The organism is Ahrensia marina (assembly GCF_042140245.1).
Classification (GTDB): Bacteria; Pseudomonadota; Alphaproteobacteria; order Rhizobiales; family MH13; genus MH13.
Map to the genome: position 1 here is coordinate 2,481,006 of NZ_CP159483.1, position 14,508 is coordinate 2,495,513.

16 protein-coding genes and 4 tRNA genes are annotated in these 14,508 nt (G+C 56.7%); 10 read left to right on the plus strand and 10 right to left on the minus strand.

Going from position 1 to position 14,508, the window contains the following annotated elements; all coding sequences use genetic code 11:
* Positions 1-11 precede the first annotated feature (11 nt).
* The 3 genes from ABWH92_RS12080 to ABWH92_RS12090 form a co-directional block, all read right to left on the minus strand.
* Complete coding sequence (locus ABWH92_RS12080) at positions 12-533, minus strand: Hpt domain-containing protein (protein WP_375568685.1); 522 nt, start codon at positions 531-533, stop codon at positions 12-14.
* Positions 534-651: 118 nt separating this feature from the next.
* A complete protein-coding gene (locus tag ABWH92_RS12085) occupies positions 652-1,206 on the minus strand; it encodes a response regulator (RefSeq protein ID WP_375568686.1) in 555 nt (184 codons plus the stop codon).
* A 93-nt stretch (positions 1,207-1,299) separates the two neighbouring features.
* Positions 1,300-2,079 carry an NAD kinase gene (locus ABWH92_RS12090; protein ID WP_375568687.1) on the minus strand — a complete coding sequence of 260 codons (780 nt, stop codon included), beginning with the start codon at positions 2,077-2,079 and terminating at the stop codon, positions 1,300-1,302.
* Positions 2,080-2,304: 225 nt separating this feature from the next.
* Between ABWH92_RS12090 and ABWH92_RS12095 the strand changes: the two genes are divergently transcribed.
* Both ABWH92_RS12095 and ABWH92_RS12100 read left to right on the plus strand, forming a co-directional pair.
* Complete coding sequence (locus ABWH92_RS12095) at positions 2,305-4,161, plus strand: ABC transporter ATP-binding protein (RefSeq protein WP_375568689.1); 1,857 nt, start codon at positions 2,305-2,307, stop codon at positions 4,159-4,161.
* 169 nt (positions 4,162-4,330) lie between these two features.
* Complete coding sequence (locus ABWH92_RS12100) at positions 4,331-5,116, plus strand: hypothetical protein (RefSeq protein ID WP_375568691.1); 786 nt, start codon at positions 4,331-4,333, stop codon at positions 5,114-5,116.
* A 267-nt stretch (positions 5,117-5,383) separates the two neighbouring features.
* Here ABWH92_RS12100 and ABWH92_RS12105 read toward each other — a convergent pair.
* Both ABWH92_RS12105 and ABWH92_RS12110 read right to left on the minus strand, forming a co-directional pair.
* Positions 5,384-5,457 (minus strand) — tRNA-Gly (locus ABWH92_RS12105).
* Positions 5,458-5,559: 102 nt separating this feature from the next.
* Positions 5,560-5,644 (minus strand) — tRNA-Tyr (locus tag ABWH92_RS12110).
* A gap of 133 nt (positions 5,645-5,777) precedes the next feature.
* On the opposite strand from ABWH92_RS12110, the gene ABWH92_RS12115 reads away from it, so the two are divergent.
* From ABWH92_RS12115 to ABWH92_RS12150, 8 genes are all read left to right on the plus strand, one after another.
* Complete coding sequence (locus tag ABWH92_RS12115) at positions 5,778-6,650, plus strand: TrmH family RNA methyltransferase (protein WP_375568693.1); 873 nt, start codon at positions 5,778-5,780, stop codon at positions 6,648-6,650.
* Positions 6,651-7,006: 356 nt separating this feature from the next.
* Positions 7,007-7,082: transfer RNA gene (locus tag ABWH92_RS12120), tRNA-Thr, on the plus strand.
* A 141-nt stretch (positions 7,083-7,223) separates the two neighbouring features.
* Entirely contained in the window at positions 7,224-7,682 is a 459-nt protein-coding gene (locus tag ABWH92_RS12125; RefSeq protein ID WP_375568695.1) for a translation initiation factor 2, read from the plus strand.
* A 232-nt stretch (positions 7,683-7,914) separates the two neighbouring features.
* Positions 7,915-9,090: an elongation factor Tu gene (gene tuf, locus ABWH92_RS12130; protein ID WP_375568696.1), complete on the plus strand. Its 1,176-nt coding sequence runs from the start codon at positions 7,915-7,917 to the stop codon at positions 9,088-9,090.
* A gap of 98 nt (positions 9,091-9,188) precedes the next feature.
* Positions 9,189-9,533, plus strand: a complete 345-nt coding sequence (locus ABWH92_RS12135) for a VOC family protein (protein WP_375568698.1) — start codon at positions 9,189-9,191, stop codon at positions 9,531-9,533.
* 15 nt (positions 9,534-9,548) lie between these two features.
* Complete coding sequence (locus tag ABWH92_RS12140) at positions 9,549-10,730, plus strand: trans-sulfuration enzyme family protein (RefSeq protein ID WP_375568700.1); 1,182 nt, start codon at positions 9,549-9,551, stop codon at positions 10,728-10,730.
* A complete protein-coding gene (locus ABWH92_RS12145) occupies positions 10,730-11,392 on the plus strand; it encodes a CatB-related O-acetyltransferase (RefSeq protein ID WP_375568702.1) in 663 nt (220 codons plus the stop codon). The genes ABWH92_RS12140 and ABWH92_RS12145 overlap by 1 nt, the downstream gene beginning before the upstream one ends.
* A gap of 148 nt (positions 11,393-11,540) precedes the next feature.
* Positions 11,541-11,616: transfer RNA gene (locus tag ABWH92_RS12150), tRNA-Trp, on the plus strand.
* Between the two features lie 72 nt (positions 11,617-11,688).
* Here ABWH92_RS12150 and ABWH92_RS12155 read toward each other — a convergent pair.
* The 5 genes from ABWH92_RS12155 to ABWH92_RS12175 all read right to left on the minus strand — a co-directional run bounded on the left by ABWH92_RS12155 (position 11,689) and on the right by ABWH92_RS12175 (position 14,507).
* Positions 11,689-12,468 (minus strand): tyrosine-type recombinase/integrase, encoded by a 780-nt coding sequence (locus tag ABWH92_RS12155; RefSeq protein WP_375568704.1) that lies wholly within the window; start codon positions 12,466-12,468, stop codon positions 11,689-11,691.
* 232 nt (positions 12,469-12,700) lie between these two features.
* Positions 12,701-12,925, minus strand: coding sequence for a hypothetical protein (locus tag ABWH92_RS12160; protein ID WP_375568705.1), 225 nt, complete (start codon positions 12,923-12,925; stop codon positions 12,701-12,703).
* A gap of 22 nt (positions 12,926-12,947) precedes the next feature.
* Positions 12,948-13,265, minus strand: coding sequence for a DUF3850 domain-containing protein (locus tag ABWH92_RS12165; RefSeq protein ID WP_375568707.1), 318 nt, complete (start codon positions 13,263-13,265; stop codon positions 12,948-12,950).
* Positions 13,262-14,266, minus strand: coding sequence for a hypothetical protein (locus ABWH92_RS12170; protein ID WP_375568709.1), 1,005 nt, complete (start codon positions 14,264-14,266; stop codon positions 13,262-13,264). Before ABWH92_RS12170 ends, ABWH92_RS12165 begins: the two co-directional genes overlap by 4 nt.
* Positions 14,259-14,507, minus strand: coding sequence for a hypothetical protein (locus tag ABWH92_RS12175; RefSeq protein WP_375568711.1), 249 nt, complete (start codon positions 14,505-14,507; stop codon positions 14,259-14,261). Before ABWH92_RS12175 ends, ABWH92_RS12170 begins: the two co-directional genes overlap by 8 nt.
* Position 14,508: the final 1 nt, after the last annotated feature.

Genomic DNA, 14,508 nt, shown 5'->3' on the forward strand with positions numbered 1-14,508 from the left:
TGGCTGCTCGACTAGGCGGCCTTCGGGTCCTGGTCGTGGACTTTGGCGATCATCTCAGCACCGGCTTTGGACAGCTCATCGGCCAATGTGATGGCAATGCTGTTGTCTTCCCCCGCCTTGGTTTCGCGCGCGATGGCGCGAATGGCGGTGATGTATTTTTCCAGGAACGAGTTGGGGATATCGTGTTTGCCTTTGGCATCCATGATGTCACAGAAAACACCGGCAATTTTTCCCACTGACGGAAAGCCAAGTGTGGACGCTTGGCCACGCATATCATGGGCCGCGCGATAGAGGGCACCGCGTGCTTCTTCAGAAAAACCAGCCTGTTTGTTGGCTTCCCAAATCTCCATGAGGCGCTCAACCTCTTCGGCCATCCAGTCGGCGAAGTTCACCGAAAGGCGCTTGACGGCCTGCTCAGCCTTTTCAACGGGGTCAAATTTTGCGTCACGACCAGTGAGCTTGCGCACCTTTTTCTGCAAGGTGTTTGGCGGTGTGATCGTTTCGTAAGAACCCGCTTCAATGGGCTTGCTCATGGTCTTCCTCACAATTTCAGCCCAGCAGGCCTTGTGCAATGCCTTATCACTCTAGCGGCAAAAGAGTTGCCAGAGGGTTAGGCTGGGCGTCAAAGCATTCCCTTTTTTGCGGCTTAGGTTACTTTGCTACCGCAGCGTCAGCCTCGTGATCCAAGGTGTCGTCCACTTCCACATCATCATCATCATCGACATCCCCCTCGCGCTTCTTCTCGCCCGTGTAGTTTGGATGGACGAAGCGGCGACGGTCAGGGCCGAAGAAGGTTTGTGTGCGGATGAAGGGACGCGGGTGTTCGATACAGCTTTCAAGCCGCAGATAGAGCTGTCGGGCGGATATCGGCTTGCACAAAAACTCCGTGACACCGGCATCGCGGGCTTGCACCACGCGGCTGCGTTCTGAGTAACCCGACAGCATAATGATAGGAGTGTACGGGTTGTCGCCGTCTGGGTTTCGTACCGCTGCTGTCAGCTCCAATCCATCATAAACCGGCATTACCCAATCGGTGATGATGATGTCGCATGGGTTTTGCTGAAAAACCTCCAGCGCCGCCGCTCCATCTTCAGCTTCCAGGATATGGCGCACGCCAAGTCCGTTCAGCAACGAGCGTACCAATCGCCGCATGTAGAGCGAGTCATCAACAAGCAGAACGCTGATTTGTGAGAAATCGTGGGGCACGGCCGGCTGGTGGTTAGAGTGAAACGATCTGTAACCATCCCACACCGGTGTTAGGATAAGCTTAATTCACGAGACACTAATGCAATTTTTGGTTTAAAATCCTGAGAACTGCTCGTTTAGGATGCGTTCTTCCAAAGAGTGATCGGGATCGAACAGCATGTTGGCGCTGTCAGTCCTGCATTCAATGATGTCCACGCGCACCACTGAGCGGGTTTCTTGTGCATCGGCGGCAACCGCTACCGGGCGCTTGTCGGCCTCTAGCACATCGAAGCGCACTTTGGCGTTGGAGGGCAGGATCGCTCCACGCCAGCGTCTTGGCCGGAAGGGGCTGATGGGCGTGAGGGCTAGCATGGTTGCGGTGATCGGCAAGATAGGCCCATGGGCGGACAGGTTGTAAGCCGTCGATCCGGCCGGGGTCGCCACCAGAGCGCCATCGCAGATCAGTTCCTCCAAACGCACCCGATCATCGACGGAGATTTTCAGCTTAGCCGCCTGATAGGTTTGCCGCAGAAGCGAGACCTCATTGAGGGCGCGCGCTTCATGCAGCACACCATCGGCATCCCAGGCCTGCATGGAAAGCGGATGGATCACCGTTGGGAAGGCGGCGGCGAGACGCTCGATCAACCCGTCTTCGGCATACTCATTCATCAGAAAGCCGACCGAGCCGCGGTTCATACCGTAAATCGGGATGCCGGTGTTCATGAAATCATGCAGCGCCGAGAGCATCAGGCCGTCACCGCCTAGCGCAACAATGACATCGCAATTGCCCAGATCATGCGTGCCATAGCGCTCTTGCAGGCGTGCCTTGGCGTTTTGCGCTTCGGTAACGGAGCTTGCCATGAAGCCGATGCGGGAGAAGTGGGTCTGCGACATGGTGGGCTCATGCTAGGAGGTAGGACGCGGGGAAGGTGTGTCGCTTAAATGGCACGGTATGGCAAGAATGATTGCCGTTTTGAACAAAACCTGCCGGTCTGCCCTCGCGCTGTCATGATTGGTCGATCTAAACTGTTCGCTCGCGGATTCATTTGATGTCTGCGCCTCCCGATTCGTATCCCCACCCACTGGCCATGTTGCATGGCTTGCGCCTGAGGTCCCCTCATGTTCGCCTGGTTTGAGCGACGCCTTGATCCGTTTCCCCCTGAGCCACCGGTCACACCGCCGGCGACGCTCATTGCGTTCTGCGCGCACTACACACGTGGTGCGTGGCCGGCTGTGCTGACGGCATCTGCGCTGGCGTTCTTCATCGGCATTGGTGAAGTCTATGTGTATTCCTTCCTCGGCCAGGTGGTCGATTGGTTGGTCACAAGCGAACGTGAAACCTTTCTTGCCGATGAGCGCAACACGCTGATCTGGATGGCGTTTTTGATGCTGATCGTGCTTCCAGGCGCTGTGATCTGGCAGACGCTGATCGTGCACCAAACCTTGCTTGGCAACTACCCCATGCGCATCCGCTGGTTGGCGCACCGGTATCTGCTCGGGCAAAGCCAGGCTTTTTACGCCAATGAGTTTGCAGGCCGCGTGGCGACCAAAGTGATGCAGACGGCGCTGGCCGTGCGCGAAAGCATTTTAAAGCTCTTCGATGTGGTGGTCTATGTGGTCGCCTTCTTCATCGGCACGCTTTTTGTGGCGGCGTCGGCGGACATACGCCTGCTTATCCCCATGCTGGTCTGGCTGGTGCTTTACCTTGCCATCATGATCTATTTCGTGCCCCGCCTGCGGGATGTGGCGCAGATACAGGCTGATAAGCGCTCCGACATGACGGGGCGGATCGTGGACAGCTACACCAACATCACTACAGTGAAGCTGTTTGCCGATACCGGCTATGAAGAAGACTATGCCCGCGATGCGATGGACCCGTTTTTGCAAGCGGTACACGCGCAGATGCGCCTGTCGAGCCTGTTCAACATTCTGCTCTACTCGCTCAACATGCTGCTTCTGTTTGCGCTGGGTGCGATGTCGATTGGCTTCTGGTTGACCGGCTCCATTTCGGTTGGCGCGATTGCTGTCGCAGTGGGCCTGGCGCTGCGCCTTAACGGCATTTCCCAATGGATCATGTGGGAGATGGCGGCGCTGTTTGAAAACATCGGCACCGTTTACGATGGCATGGCGATGCTCTCCACGCCGCGTTTGGTGCAGGACAAGCCCGAAGCACCCACAATGCAGGTGGATCGCGGTGAAATCCGGTTCGAGAATGTTTCCTTCCACTATGGCAAGGATGGCGGTGTGATGGAGAATCTCACTGTCACGATCGCGCCTGGTGAAAAGGTTGGGCTTATCGGTCGCTCGGGTGCCGGCAAGACAACACTCGTCAATCTGCTGCTGCGTCTGCATGACGTGGAAGCGGGCGGGGTGCTGATCGACGGTCAAAACATTGCCGAGGTACAGCAAAATACCTTGCGACGGCATATTGGCGTGGTCACGCAGGATACGGCGCTGTTGCACCGTTCTGTGCGCGACAACATCGCCTATGGCCGCCCCGATGCCAGCGAAGCTGACATTCGACGCGCTGTGGAGATGGCGCGCGCGGAAAGCTTTGTCTACGACCTTGAGGATATGGCTGGAAACGTTGGGCTGGATGCCCAAGTCGGCGAACGCGGTGTGAAACTCTCTGGCGGCCAGCGTCAGCGGATTGCGATTGCTCGTGTGCTCTTGAAAAACGCACCGATCTTGCTGCTCGACGAGGCGACCTCAGCGCTTGACACTGAAGTTGAAGCGGCGATCCAGGATAGCCTTTACGAGCTGATGGCGGGCAAAACGGTAATCGCTATCGCGCACAGGCTGTCAACGATTGCTGAGCTCGATCGGCTGCTTGTGATGGACAAAGGCCAGATTATTGAGGACGGCACGCATGAAAGCCTGCTTGAGGCTGGCGGTCTCTACAGCCAGCTGTGGCGTCGTCAGTCGGGTGGGTTCTTGACCGAAACCCAGCCGGCAAAAGCGGATGCGGCGGAGTAGGCGCTTGCTTTCCAAGGCGTCATCCCCGGGCTTGACCCGGGGGTCCACCTTAGACTGGCAATCTTGGTTTGTGAAAGTGAGGTTGCGATCTGGATGGCTGGGAAAAGATCAACGTGAGCAAGCTGCGGACTAGTATTTCTTGACGCCATAGCAACAGGTAGCGCCGAATATGGCAAATAAGCCAAGACAAATCGACAAGCAGCTTGAACAGCTGACGGCGGCAGAAAAGTTAGCCGCTGCAAAAGAAAAAATCAAAACGCTCACCTTTCTTGCTGAGAATGCATTCGATTTTGTAGCCATGACTGCGAAAGTTTCTTACGGCGACGATGTCGCTGCCAAGATACCCCCGTCAAAATTCGCCAACGCTTATCTTGTACTACGAGACCAGCTTATGGAAGCTGGCATTATTAAGGCCTGCAAGTTGTTGGACCCGCCAAACAGTATCATGCGTGATAGTCTACCGGTGGTGGCCAAGCTTCTCGACGATGGCGATGTTCAAACACTCGTTTTGCGGGAGGTCGGAGGCAGAGAACGTGCCGGTTCATTTATCATGGCCGACCCAGAGTTAGCCCCAGAGCTTCGCGAAGAAGTCGAACGGCAAATTCAGTCGGTTGCGGCAACAGAAGCTGACTTTCGCGTGGAATGGGCAGAAAAGCGCATACCAGAGCTTATTGACGAAATAGGGCACCTAGCCCGATCTGAACTCTATCGAGGCGTTAAGGAGGTTCGAGATGCCCATATCGCGCACTCGTTGACGAGGCAGACTGGAAAAGAACCACAGATGAAATATGGCCACGAGTCTGAACTGGTCGCCAAAGCCGCTGAGATTATCGAAAGCCTCTACAACATCGTGAACGGCGTCGGATTTGATCTGTCAGGTGATGTACAAAAGAACGCTAAGGAACGTGCTGCAAATTTTTGGGCCCATATAGAATTCAAGGCGCCGCGTGAATAACGTTCGCGTTCCTTAGGCCCCTAGAGCTCACAATCGACATGGTTGCTAACTGAAAAAGAAACGGTGCTGGCAGCAGGGTTCGAACGCGCCCCCCCTAACTGCAAATCAGGTGATTTACCAACTGAGATGTACAAGCGCTCAAGATAGTGTGCTGATAGTGCAGCTTTACCACCTGCTCATAGCCTAGAGGCTGTTGCTTTGAAATGGGTTTGAGGCCGACGGTGAACGGCTTGCAATCAGATTTTGCGCCGTAAAGCTGGAGAAAGATGGAGCGGGTAGCGGGAATCGAACCCGCATATTCAGCTTGGAAGGCTGCTGCTCTACCATTGAGCTATACCCGCGATCACCGTCGCAAGATGGGCTTTGCACCACAGGCCGTCAATCACGATCACGACCGAATTGACCACCCATGCGGTTGGGCTGAAAGCCCAGAGCTTCAGGGATGGTGGAGGAGGCTGGATTCGAACCAGCGTACGCTAAGCGAACGGATTTACAGTCCGTCTCCTTTAACCACTCGGACACTCCTCCACGAAGCCCCTTGGCGTGTGCCTCTTGCGAAGCCCGCGCGTTATCAACATTCGAACCTTTGCTGTCAATCCGTTCGCGCGACTGCTAACAGCGCGCTTCAACACTTTCTTCTCGCAGGCGAGCCAGCAACCTCATGAATGATGACACAGGCCCACGCAAAAACGCCGCCAAACCGCGGTCTAATTTCAAGCGCTTGAAGGCCTCACAGGCTGCCAAGAAAGGCGGTGAGACCAAAGCCGAGCGGGCAAAGCGCTTTGCTCCCAAAGCGAAGGGCCCTGCGCCGGAGATACCCTATCACGTGCATGGACTGCACGCGGTGCGCGCGGCGCTCGGCAATCCGAGGCGCAAAGTCTTCAAGCTGATGGCAACGCCCAACGCCTTGCAACGCCTGGATATGCAGCCGCATGCCTCTATCGAGGTTGAGACGGTGCACCCGAAAGCGTTGGACGAGTTGCTTGGCGATGACACGGTGCATCAGGGTATCGCCGCACTGATCAAGCCGCTGCCTGAACAGCCGTTGGAAGCGCCGTTCCCAAAGTTTTCCATTGTGCTTGATCAGGTAACGGACCCGCACAATGTTGGCGCTATCTTGCGCTCAGCGGCAGCTTTTGATGCCGATGCGTTGATCACCACCACACGTCATGCTGCGCGCGAAACTGCGACGCTCGCCAAAGCCGCATCGGGCGCCTTCGAACTGGTGCCGATTCTCACCGTGCGCAACTTGGCTGACAGTCTGCAGATGCTGAAGGACGCCGGGACCTTGGCTATCGGGCTGGATGGCGAAGCCACCACCGAGTTGCCTGCTGCGCTCAAGGCTTTTCGCAAAAGCAGCGATCAACCGGTGGCGCTCGTCATGGGCTCTGAAGGCAAGGGGTTGCGCCAAAAAACCATGGACACCTGTACGGTCGTGGCAAAACTGCCCCTAACCGGCGATGCGCTCGCCAGCCTCAATGTGTCCAATGCCGCCGTTCTGGCCATGTACATTGCGCAACGCCAAGATGGCTGACTGCGCGCGCCTTAAAAGCTGATCACATAGCCTGCGCGATGCAAGTAGTCTGCAATCGTGCCGCCGACGACAAAAACGATAAGCCAGAAAAAGGCTTCAACCAGGTGATGCGGTTCCATCCCTTGATGCTCCTTCTGTTTCGACCTTCGTAGCATGCGCCTCCAGCCACGCAGCGGCAAGCAATGGATCGCTTTGCGTGTTCACCTCTTCGTGTGTTGTGGACGCTTAGAGACGTGCGAGGGCAGATGGTCGAGCAAAGCGGATCATCCAACAGCCGGTCTGCAGCGTGCCCGGACACAATTGCGTGCAGAACCTCTTGCGCCGCGACGATCACCGCATTATCAGCTTGGCGGAGTGCTGGCATAGCTCAGTTGGTAGAGCACCTGATTTGTAATCAGGGGGTCGCGGGTTCGAACCCTGCTGCCAGCACCATTCCCACACCCTCTGAGTTCATGTGGCCTGGTGTTGGACGTCTAGCCGATTGGCATGGGTATTCGTTTGGCCTTAGACTGGGTCAACACTGCTTGTTGGGCTAACAAGCGGGCTGTGTTTTGCGTATTGGGGCTGAAATCCATGAAAAACCTGATTGTTTGTGCTGTTTCGGCAGTTGCTTTGTCTGGCTGCGCGACAGTGACGCGTGGCACAACGAATGATGTCAGCTTTGAAAGCACGCCATCAGGCGCAACGGTTTTGACCTCGTTGCAGCAAACCTGTGTGACACCCTGTATGCTCGAAGTGCCACGCAATCAGAGTTTTACAGCAACCTTCAATCTGGAAGGGTTTGAGCCGCAAGTTGTGCCTGTGACCACCCAAGTTGCCGGTGCAGGCGCGGCTGGTATGGCGGGCAACTTGGTTCTTGGTGGTGTGGTTGGCGCGGTGGTTGATGCCTCGACCGGTGCGATGAATGATCATGTCCCGAACCCGGTGATCGTGACCTTTGGCGATGCAGCAGCGCCCGCCGAGCCAGCAACATCACCAAGCCCGGCACCTTTGCAGACCGCGCCGGCCAGCGCCGAGGCTGCGACGTCCTAAGCAGCGTCTTGTATAGGCGGCTCTTCTGTCGCGGCTCAGCTTGCGTCCCAAGCAGACGAAACCTCTTGCTTCCCTGCGCCTAAAGCCTTATGTGCGCGGCCAAGCGTAGCGGCTTTCGGTTACGCCCCCCTGAGAACCGCCCAGCCGCGCGGTTGGGCCATTCTGGTTGGCTCTGTTCCTTCGGAACAACCGCTGACCGGCCCAAAGTAGACAGACACAAGGATATCCCGCCATGGCGAAAGAGAAGTTTGAGCGTAACAAGCCGCATGTGAATGTTGGCACGATTGGTCACGTTGACCATGGTAAGACGACGTTGACGGCGGCGATCACGAAGTATTTTGGTGACTTCAAAGCCTATGATGAGATTGACGGTGCACCTGAAGAGCGTGCCCGCGGTATCACCATCTCAACGGCGCACGTTGAGTATGAAACACCCAACCGTCACTACGCACACGTCGACTGCCCAGGCCACGCTGACTATGTGAAGAACATGATCACCGGTGCGGCGCAGATGGATGGCGCGATCCTGGTGTGTTCAGCTGCTGATGGCCCGATGCCACAGACCCGCGAGCACATTCTGCTTGCCCGCCAGGTTGGTGTGCCAGCGCTGGTGGTGTTCATGAACAAGGTTGACCAGGTCGACGATGAAGAGCTGCTTGAGCTTGTCGAAATGGAAATCCGTGAGCTGCTGTCGTCTTACGAGTTCCCAGGCGATGATATCCCCATCGTGGCCGGTTCGGCTCTGGCCGCTCTGGAAGGCAAGACACCTGAAATCGGTGAGACCAAAATCCGTGAGCTGATGGAGCATGTGGACAGCTACATTCCACAGCCTGAGCGTCCGGTGGACCAGCCGTTCCTGATGCCGATCGAAGACGTGTTCTCGATCTCTGGTCGCGGTACGGTTGTGACCGGCCGTGTGGAACGCGGTGTTGTGAATGTTGGCGAAGAGATTGAAATCGTCGGCATCCGTGACACGCAGAAAACCACCTGCACGGGCGTTGAGATGTTCCGCAAGCTGCTTGATCGCGGTGAAGCGGGCGACAACATTGGCGCGCTGCTGCGTGGTGTTGGCCGTGAAGATGTTGAGCGTGGCCAGATCCTCTGCAAGCCAGGCTCGGTGACGCCGCACACGAAGTTTGTGGCTGAAGCCTACATCCTGACGAAGGAAGAGGGTGGCCGTCACACGCCGTTCTTCACCAACTACCGCCCACAGTTCTACTTCCGCACGACCGATGTGACCGGCATCGTGACGCTGAAAGAGGGCGTGGAAATGGTGATGCCAGGCGATAATGTTGAGATCAATGTTGATCTGATCGTGCCGATCGCCATGGAAGAGAAGCTGCGCTTTGCCATCCGCGAAGGCGGCCGCACCGTCGGCGCCGGCGTCGTCTCCAAAATCGTCGAGTAAGACGTCGAGTAGACCTTTATCTTCTGATAGTGCTGACAGGCGGCCTTCGGGTCGCCTGTTTTCGTTTGTAGAACAAGCGCGCTGATAGAGAACTACTCATGAAATTGAATCACGTTGCCTTAACCGTCGCTGATCGTGAGCGTTCAGCGCGCTTTTATGAGCGCTACTTCGGCATGGCCCAGCGGGTGCATGAGGATGAACACCTTCTCATCCTGGCCAACGCGTCCGGTTGCCTGCTCGCGCTGAGCGAAGGCACACCTGTGGTTGATGTGCCACGCACCACGCATTTTGGTTTTCAGTGTGACGGTGTTGATGAAGTGCTGGTTGCGCGCCAGCGATTTTCAGACGATGGGATTGTCGAAGCCGAATGGCAGGAGCATGGACCGACTCGGGTTCAGGTTTTTGACCCCGACGGCTACCGCGTTGAGCTCTACGCTTTCTAACCTTTTAAGGACTCCATGACCGACCCCAGCAACCGTAAGCCAAGTTTGGCGACGCGCGTGGCGCAGGCGTTACATTTCGTCGAAGAGGAAACCGGTGCCGTTGTGCCGGGCATCCAGCCAGCGGCGACCTATGCGCGCGATGAGAATTATGACATCCGCAAACCCTATTGGTATCGCCGCGATGGCAGCCAGACGACGGCGCACGCCGAGGCGGTGATCGCCGAGTTGGAAGGCGCAAAAGAGTCGCTACTCTTTGCTTCGGGCATGTCGGCGGCCACCGCCGTCATCGAGAGTTTGCCAACCGGCGCGCATGTGGTGGCGCCGGAGGTGATGTATCACGGCGTGAAGATGCAGTTGCACGCCTATGAAGCGAATGGCCGGATCACGCTTTCCAGCTATACGGCGGGCAATTTGGATGAGCTTGCTGGCGCCGTTCAACCCGGCAAGACGCAGCTGGTCTGGGCTGAAACGCCCAACAACCCCAATTGGGAAGTGACGGATATCCAAGCCGCTTCCGACATAGCGCATGGGGCAGGGGCCAAGTTGATCACCGATTGTACCGGGACGCCGCCCAACATCACGCGTGCGCTGGATTTCGGCGCCGATATCTCCTTCCACTCCGCGACCAAATATCTTGGCGGACATTCCGATGTCACCGCTGGTGTGCTCTCGGTACGCGAAACAGGCGGCGAGGGCGGTTTCTGGGAGCAAATCGCGCTGATCCGCAAACTCCAAGGCACAGTGCTGCAATCTTTCGATGCCTGGTTGCTGGTGCGCGGCATGCGGACCTTGTTCCTTCGGGTGGAAAAAGCCAGCGCCAATGCCATAGCGATTGCCAAGCACTTTGAGGGTCATCCGGCGCTGGAAGCGGTGCTCTATCCTGGTCTGCCGTCTGACCCAGGTCATGAGGTCGCCAAACGGCAAACTACCGGCCTTTTCGGCGGTATGATGTCGATCATCGTCAAAGGGAGCGAGCAGACCGCTATCGATGTCTGTCGCTTCACTGAAGTCTTTTATCCGGCGACATCGCTGGGCGGTGTTGAGAGCCTTATTGAGCACCGCAAGACCGTGTCGGGCGAGGGGTTCCCGGTGCATCCACGCCTGCTGCGTCTGTCGATCGGGATCGAGGATGCTGATGATCTGATCTACGATCTGGAGCAAGCGCTGGCGCGGGCTGGCGGAGAGGGATCCGCTTAATGCCGTTTCCAACGCCCGATACGTTGCATCCCATTACGCTTCCTGATGGATCGGTCCACCAGGGAACCGTGTTCCTGCAGGCCGCGATTGATCATCCCAGATGGCAGGTGGGTCGTTACACCTATGCGTCTGCTCACACTGTCCCGGACAATTGGGCTATGGCCCTTGCGCCCTACCTCTACGGAGGAAACAAAGAAAAGTTGGTTTTGGGCAGCTTTTGTCAGATCGCGCACGGTGTGCAGTTCATCACATCATCTGCCAACCATCGCATGGATGGGATATCGACCTATCCCTTCGCCGTTTTCGATGGCTTGGAAGGCGGCATTGATTATGACCGGCCCAGCATGCCAACCGGTAAGAGAGACACACTGATTGGCCATGATGTGTGGATCGGGACTGGCGCAACAATCCTACCTGGCGCAACCATTGGCAATGGCGTGATCGTGGGGGCAGGGGCCGTCGTGAGCGGCACCGTGCCAGACTATGCGATCGTGGCAGGCAATCGCGCTGAGGTGGTAAAAATGCGCTTTGATGATGAAACCATCGCCCGCATCAACGCACTGGCGTGGTGGGATTGGCCGATGGAAACCATCTTAGCCAATGAGGCAGCTATCGTGGGTGCCGATGTTGATGCGCTTGAAGCGGTGGCCGAGACAAACTAACTCTTGAAATGCATGCTGCGCCCGCGTAATCAACGCGTGAGGCGCTGAGCCTTTCTTTCGATCTTGAGATCGGACGAAATGCTTCACGCCTTCTTTCTCTGCAATTTCGCGAACGCAAAAGCCTGTATCTTTTGCTGAAAATTGCTTTAGGGGTATAGCTCAGTTGGTAGAGCGACGGTCTCCAAAACCGTAGGTCGCGGGTTCGAACCCTGCTGCCCCTGCCATTGTTTTCAATGACTTACAGACATTTTCTTGGTCAAGGCCCTGACCATTATACAGGGCATTATACACCTTGTTCATGTTCCAACCCCATTGATTGTCAGAATTACCGAGTCCGCAATCGCTTCGTTGCGGCCCATATAATAACGTTCAAGTGTGCGCAGATCGTCCATTGAGTGGCCTGTCACTTGCGCGATCTGCTCTAATGTCAGACCGCTCGCGATACAGCGGACAACGAAGCTCCCCCTCAAGTCATGAAATGTCCGGTCGACGAGTCCCGCCTTTCGTTTGGCCTTGCCCCATGAGGCGCCGAACCCGGACTGCCAAGGCTTGCCATGCTGCGTGGTCAGGATCGTCAGGGTGGGTTGCTCACGTTCTTGGTTGATCCGCTTCAACTCATCAAGGCGTTTCTTAAGATGATCGGCGCACAGGATCGAAACCTTCGCTTTTGTCTTCGATTGGGTGAAGCGCAGGCGCTGCCCATCGTAAGCAGACCACTTTAATGCCAACAGATCACCTTGGCGCTGCCCGGTCTCGTCTGCAAGCAGCTTGGCGTCCAGCAACACCCTGGAAGCTACAAACTCGAATGCTTGGTGATCGTGGGGAGACCATATCTTCTCGGCCCTGTGGCCCTTGTACAGGCGCTTGGGGCGAGCCACAGGGTTGCGCGCCATTATCTCTTTATCAACCGCCCATGAAAACAGTCGCGTAAGGCTGGCCATGCGCTTGTCGGCTGTGCGCGGCGTCTTGGCCATGGAGTTGCGCCAGTTGATGAAGCTGGTGCGTGAACCATGCTCCTGGCAGCGTTTGAGTGTGGTCTTACCGAACTCGGTGTTGATAACCGCAAAGCTTTGCAAGTGATCTTTTTTCGAGCGCGGTGCGAGTTCGGCCCATTCTGGATTGTCGGGCGATGTGAACTCACCAATCAGCCAAGCAACCGTACCACGAGCTGGCGTAGATTTGCTGGCCACAGCATCATCAAAGGCCCGCCGAAACTCTGGGCTATCGGGATCGTCCGGCAGGCGTGGGCCTCCCCGCCAAGCGTAGTAGTAGGTCCGCTTGGTTCCATCTGCGAGCGTGTGTGTTTGCTTATGAATGCCCATCAAACGCGACAACATTCTGAGAGCCCCATTTATCCAGCGCATCGGGCTGGCGATGGGACACGGTTTCGGTTGGCCGGTCAACGCCAATAGGGGCGGTAACCAGGCGTACAGATCCGCCGTCCCCGACTTCCACACCCCAGACTTGCAATCCGGCCTTCTGCGCTCCCTCACAAGCCGACTTGACCCGTTTGCGCAGTTGAGCCTCTGTCATGGGCCTCTCAGCAGGGACACGGCTACCCATTGGCGGCGTCCACAGGCTGAAGCGAGAAAGCCACGTATCCAGGTTCAAGGCCGTACTGACCACCTGACAGAACGAAACCAATTTTGAACGTTAGCGCCTTGGGCTTTTCGCTGTACCCTGAGCCGTCCATGTCGGCTCTTAGGCCACCTGTCGCGCCTTTTACGTGCCATCGCTCAAGCACGACGACATCGCCCTTCTGAAAGCCTCTGTCGTCGCGTCGAACTTCAAAGGTCTTTTCGCCAGAGGCCACGCGATCCCAGATGTCGCCAACGGTTTTCAGCGTGTGAGTTTTTACCGCTTGTTCCATCATCCTTCTCCCTTGCTTGAGAGGGAGCCTGGCAGCGGTGAGTGATCTGGCTTGGCGGCTTGTTTGGTCCTGATCTGTTCGATCTTTCCCCAGATACGCTTAAGCTCTGTCTCGCCCTCCTGGTGCATGTTGAAGCCAGAGGCAAGGCAGAGCGCGGCAAGCGTGACCATGACGCCACCAATTTCTTGGTTCACGTCCCCGATGTCACGATTGAACACGTAATCCACCAATTGATGGGCTTCTGAAGCTGTGCATCCGGTTGATTGAACCAACTCTAGAGCCTCTTCCAAGAACCGGTGATTGCGTTCGGTGATGTCCGCTGAAATCTCTGGACCAAAGCACTCTTGCATCCATGGGGCCACGCGGTTTTGGAACGTGTCCGCGTTTGCCAACGTCCGTTGCTCTATCCGTTCTTCAGCGTCTTGGGCTGCTTGGGTGGAGGAGAGGGTTTGGCGAGCGATAGCACCTCGGTCTTCGCAGAGGTCTTCTGAAGGCACGACAGCCGTTAGCGGGCCACCGTCGCCCGACAGTGAGGAGATATCTTCTTCGTCCCACTCCTCAACGTAGAAGCGCAGCGCCTCCGTCAAAGCCAACACCTCCCCGTCGCGTTTTGATAGGGCTTGGGGTGGGGTGAGAGGCAAGGCGCGTATAGCGGCTGCATCTGCCAAGCTTGAGGGATGGACAACACCAGTGTTGGACTGACCCCGCTTTTCAACCAACGCAGCGGCGTCCTCCCGCAACTGTTCTTCACGAGCTAGAGATTGATCGCGTTCGGCGTGTGGAGCTTTCAGTTGGGACTGTAGGATTTGGACAGCCAGGGACAGCTCAACGACCCTTGTCTTGTACAACTCCAACTCAGCAAGGCGCTGGTCCTGGGGTTGGGTGGCGAAGGCGGCTCTTAGAGCCGGCAGATAGTCTTCTGCGGGCCGCTCCGGGTTGCGATCTGGTATGCGAGCCACCAATGCGCACAAAGCTTCATCAGTCACCGTCACTGCATCACTCATTGTCGGCCTCCTGTTGGGCGATGAGGATGCGCTCGCGGGCTTGCCTGCCAATGCTTCGGAAATGCCGGGCGCCGCTCCAAATCTCTCGATCATCGATCATCTGGGCAAGCACCTCGGCTAAAGACTTTCCCTTCAGCTCTTGCTCCAGGCCCGCAACCAAGTCAGCTTTTTCTAGAGACTTCCGACGCTCTTCAGCTTCAATATCGGATTGAGAGACCATTTCGCTGCGATAGTGTCCCATC

Excerpts from the sequence above, each read along its gene's own strand:
- ABWH92_RS12165 (WP_375568707.1), bottom strand. The coding sequence starts at position 13,265 with ATGATGGAACAAGCGGTAAAAACTCACACGCTGAAAACCGTTGGCGAC.
- ABWH92_RS12095 (WP_375568689.1), top strand. The coding sequence starts at position 2,305 with ATGTTCGCCTGGTTTGAGCGACGCCTTGATCCGTTTCCCCCTGAGCCA.
- tuf (WP_375568696.1), top strand. The coding sequence starts at position 7,915 with ATGGCGAAAGAGAAGTTTGAGCGTAACAAGCCGCATGTGAATGTTGGC.
- ABWH92_RS12140 (WP_375568700.1), top strand. The coding sequence starts at position 9,549 with ATGACCGACCCCAGCAACCGTAAGCCAAGTTTGGCGACGCGCGTGGCG.
- ABWH92_RS12090 (WP_375568687.1), bottom strand. The coding sequence starts at position 2,079 with ATGTCGCAGACCCACTTCTCCCGCATCGGCTTCATGGCAAGCTCCGTT.
- ABWH92_RS12170 (WP_375568709.1), bottom strand. The coding sequence starts at position 14,266 with ATGAGTGATGCAGTGACGGTGACTGATGAAGCTTTGTGCGCATTGGTG.
- ABWH92_RS12125 (WP_375568695.1), top strand. The coding sequence starts at position 7,224 with ATGAAAAACCTGATTGTTTGTGCTGTTTCGGCAGTTGCTTTGTCTGGC.
- ABWH92_RS12080 (WP_375568685.1), bottom strand. The coding sequence starts at position 533 with ATGAGCAAGCCCATTGAAGCGGGTTCTTACGAAACGATCACACCGCCA.
- ABWH92_RS12115 (WP_375568693.1), top strand. The coding sequence starts at position 5,778 with ATGAATGATGACACAGGCCCACGCAAAAACGCCGCCAAACCGCGGTCT.
- ABWH92_RS12135 (WP_375568698.1), top strand. The coding sequence starts at position 9,189 with ATGAAATTGAATCACGTTGCCTTAACCGTCGCTGATCGTGAGCGTTCA.
- ABWH92_RS12175 (WP_375568711.1), bottom strand. The coding sequence starts at position 14,507 with ATGGGACACTATCGCAGCGAAATGGTCTCTCAATCCGATATTGAAGCT.
- ABWH92_RS12160 (WP_375568705.1), bottom strand. The coding sequence starts at position 12,925 with ATGACAGAGGCTCAACTGCGCAAACGGGTCAAGTCGGCTTGTGAGGGA.
- ABWH92_RS12145 (WP_375568702.1), top strand. The coding sequence starts at position 10,730 with ATGCCGTTTCCAACGCCCGATACGTTGCATCCCATTACGCTTCCTGAT.
- ABWH92_RS12100 (WP_375568691.1), top strand. The coding sequence starts at position 4,331 with ATGGCAAATAAGCCAAGACAAATCGACAAGCAGCTTGAACAGCTGACG.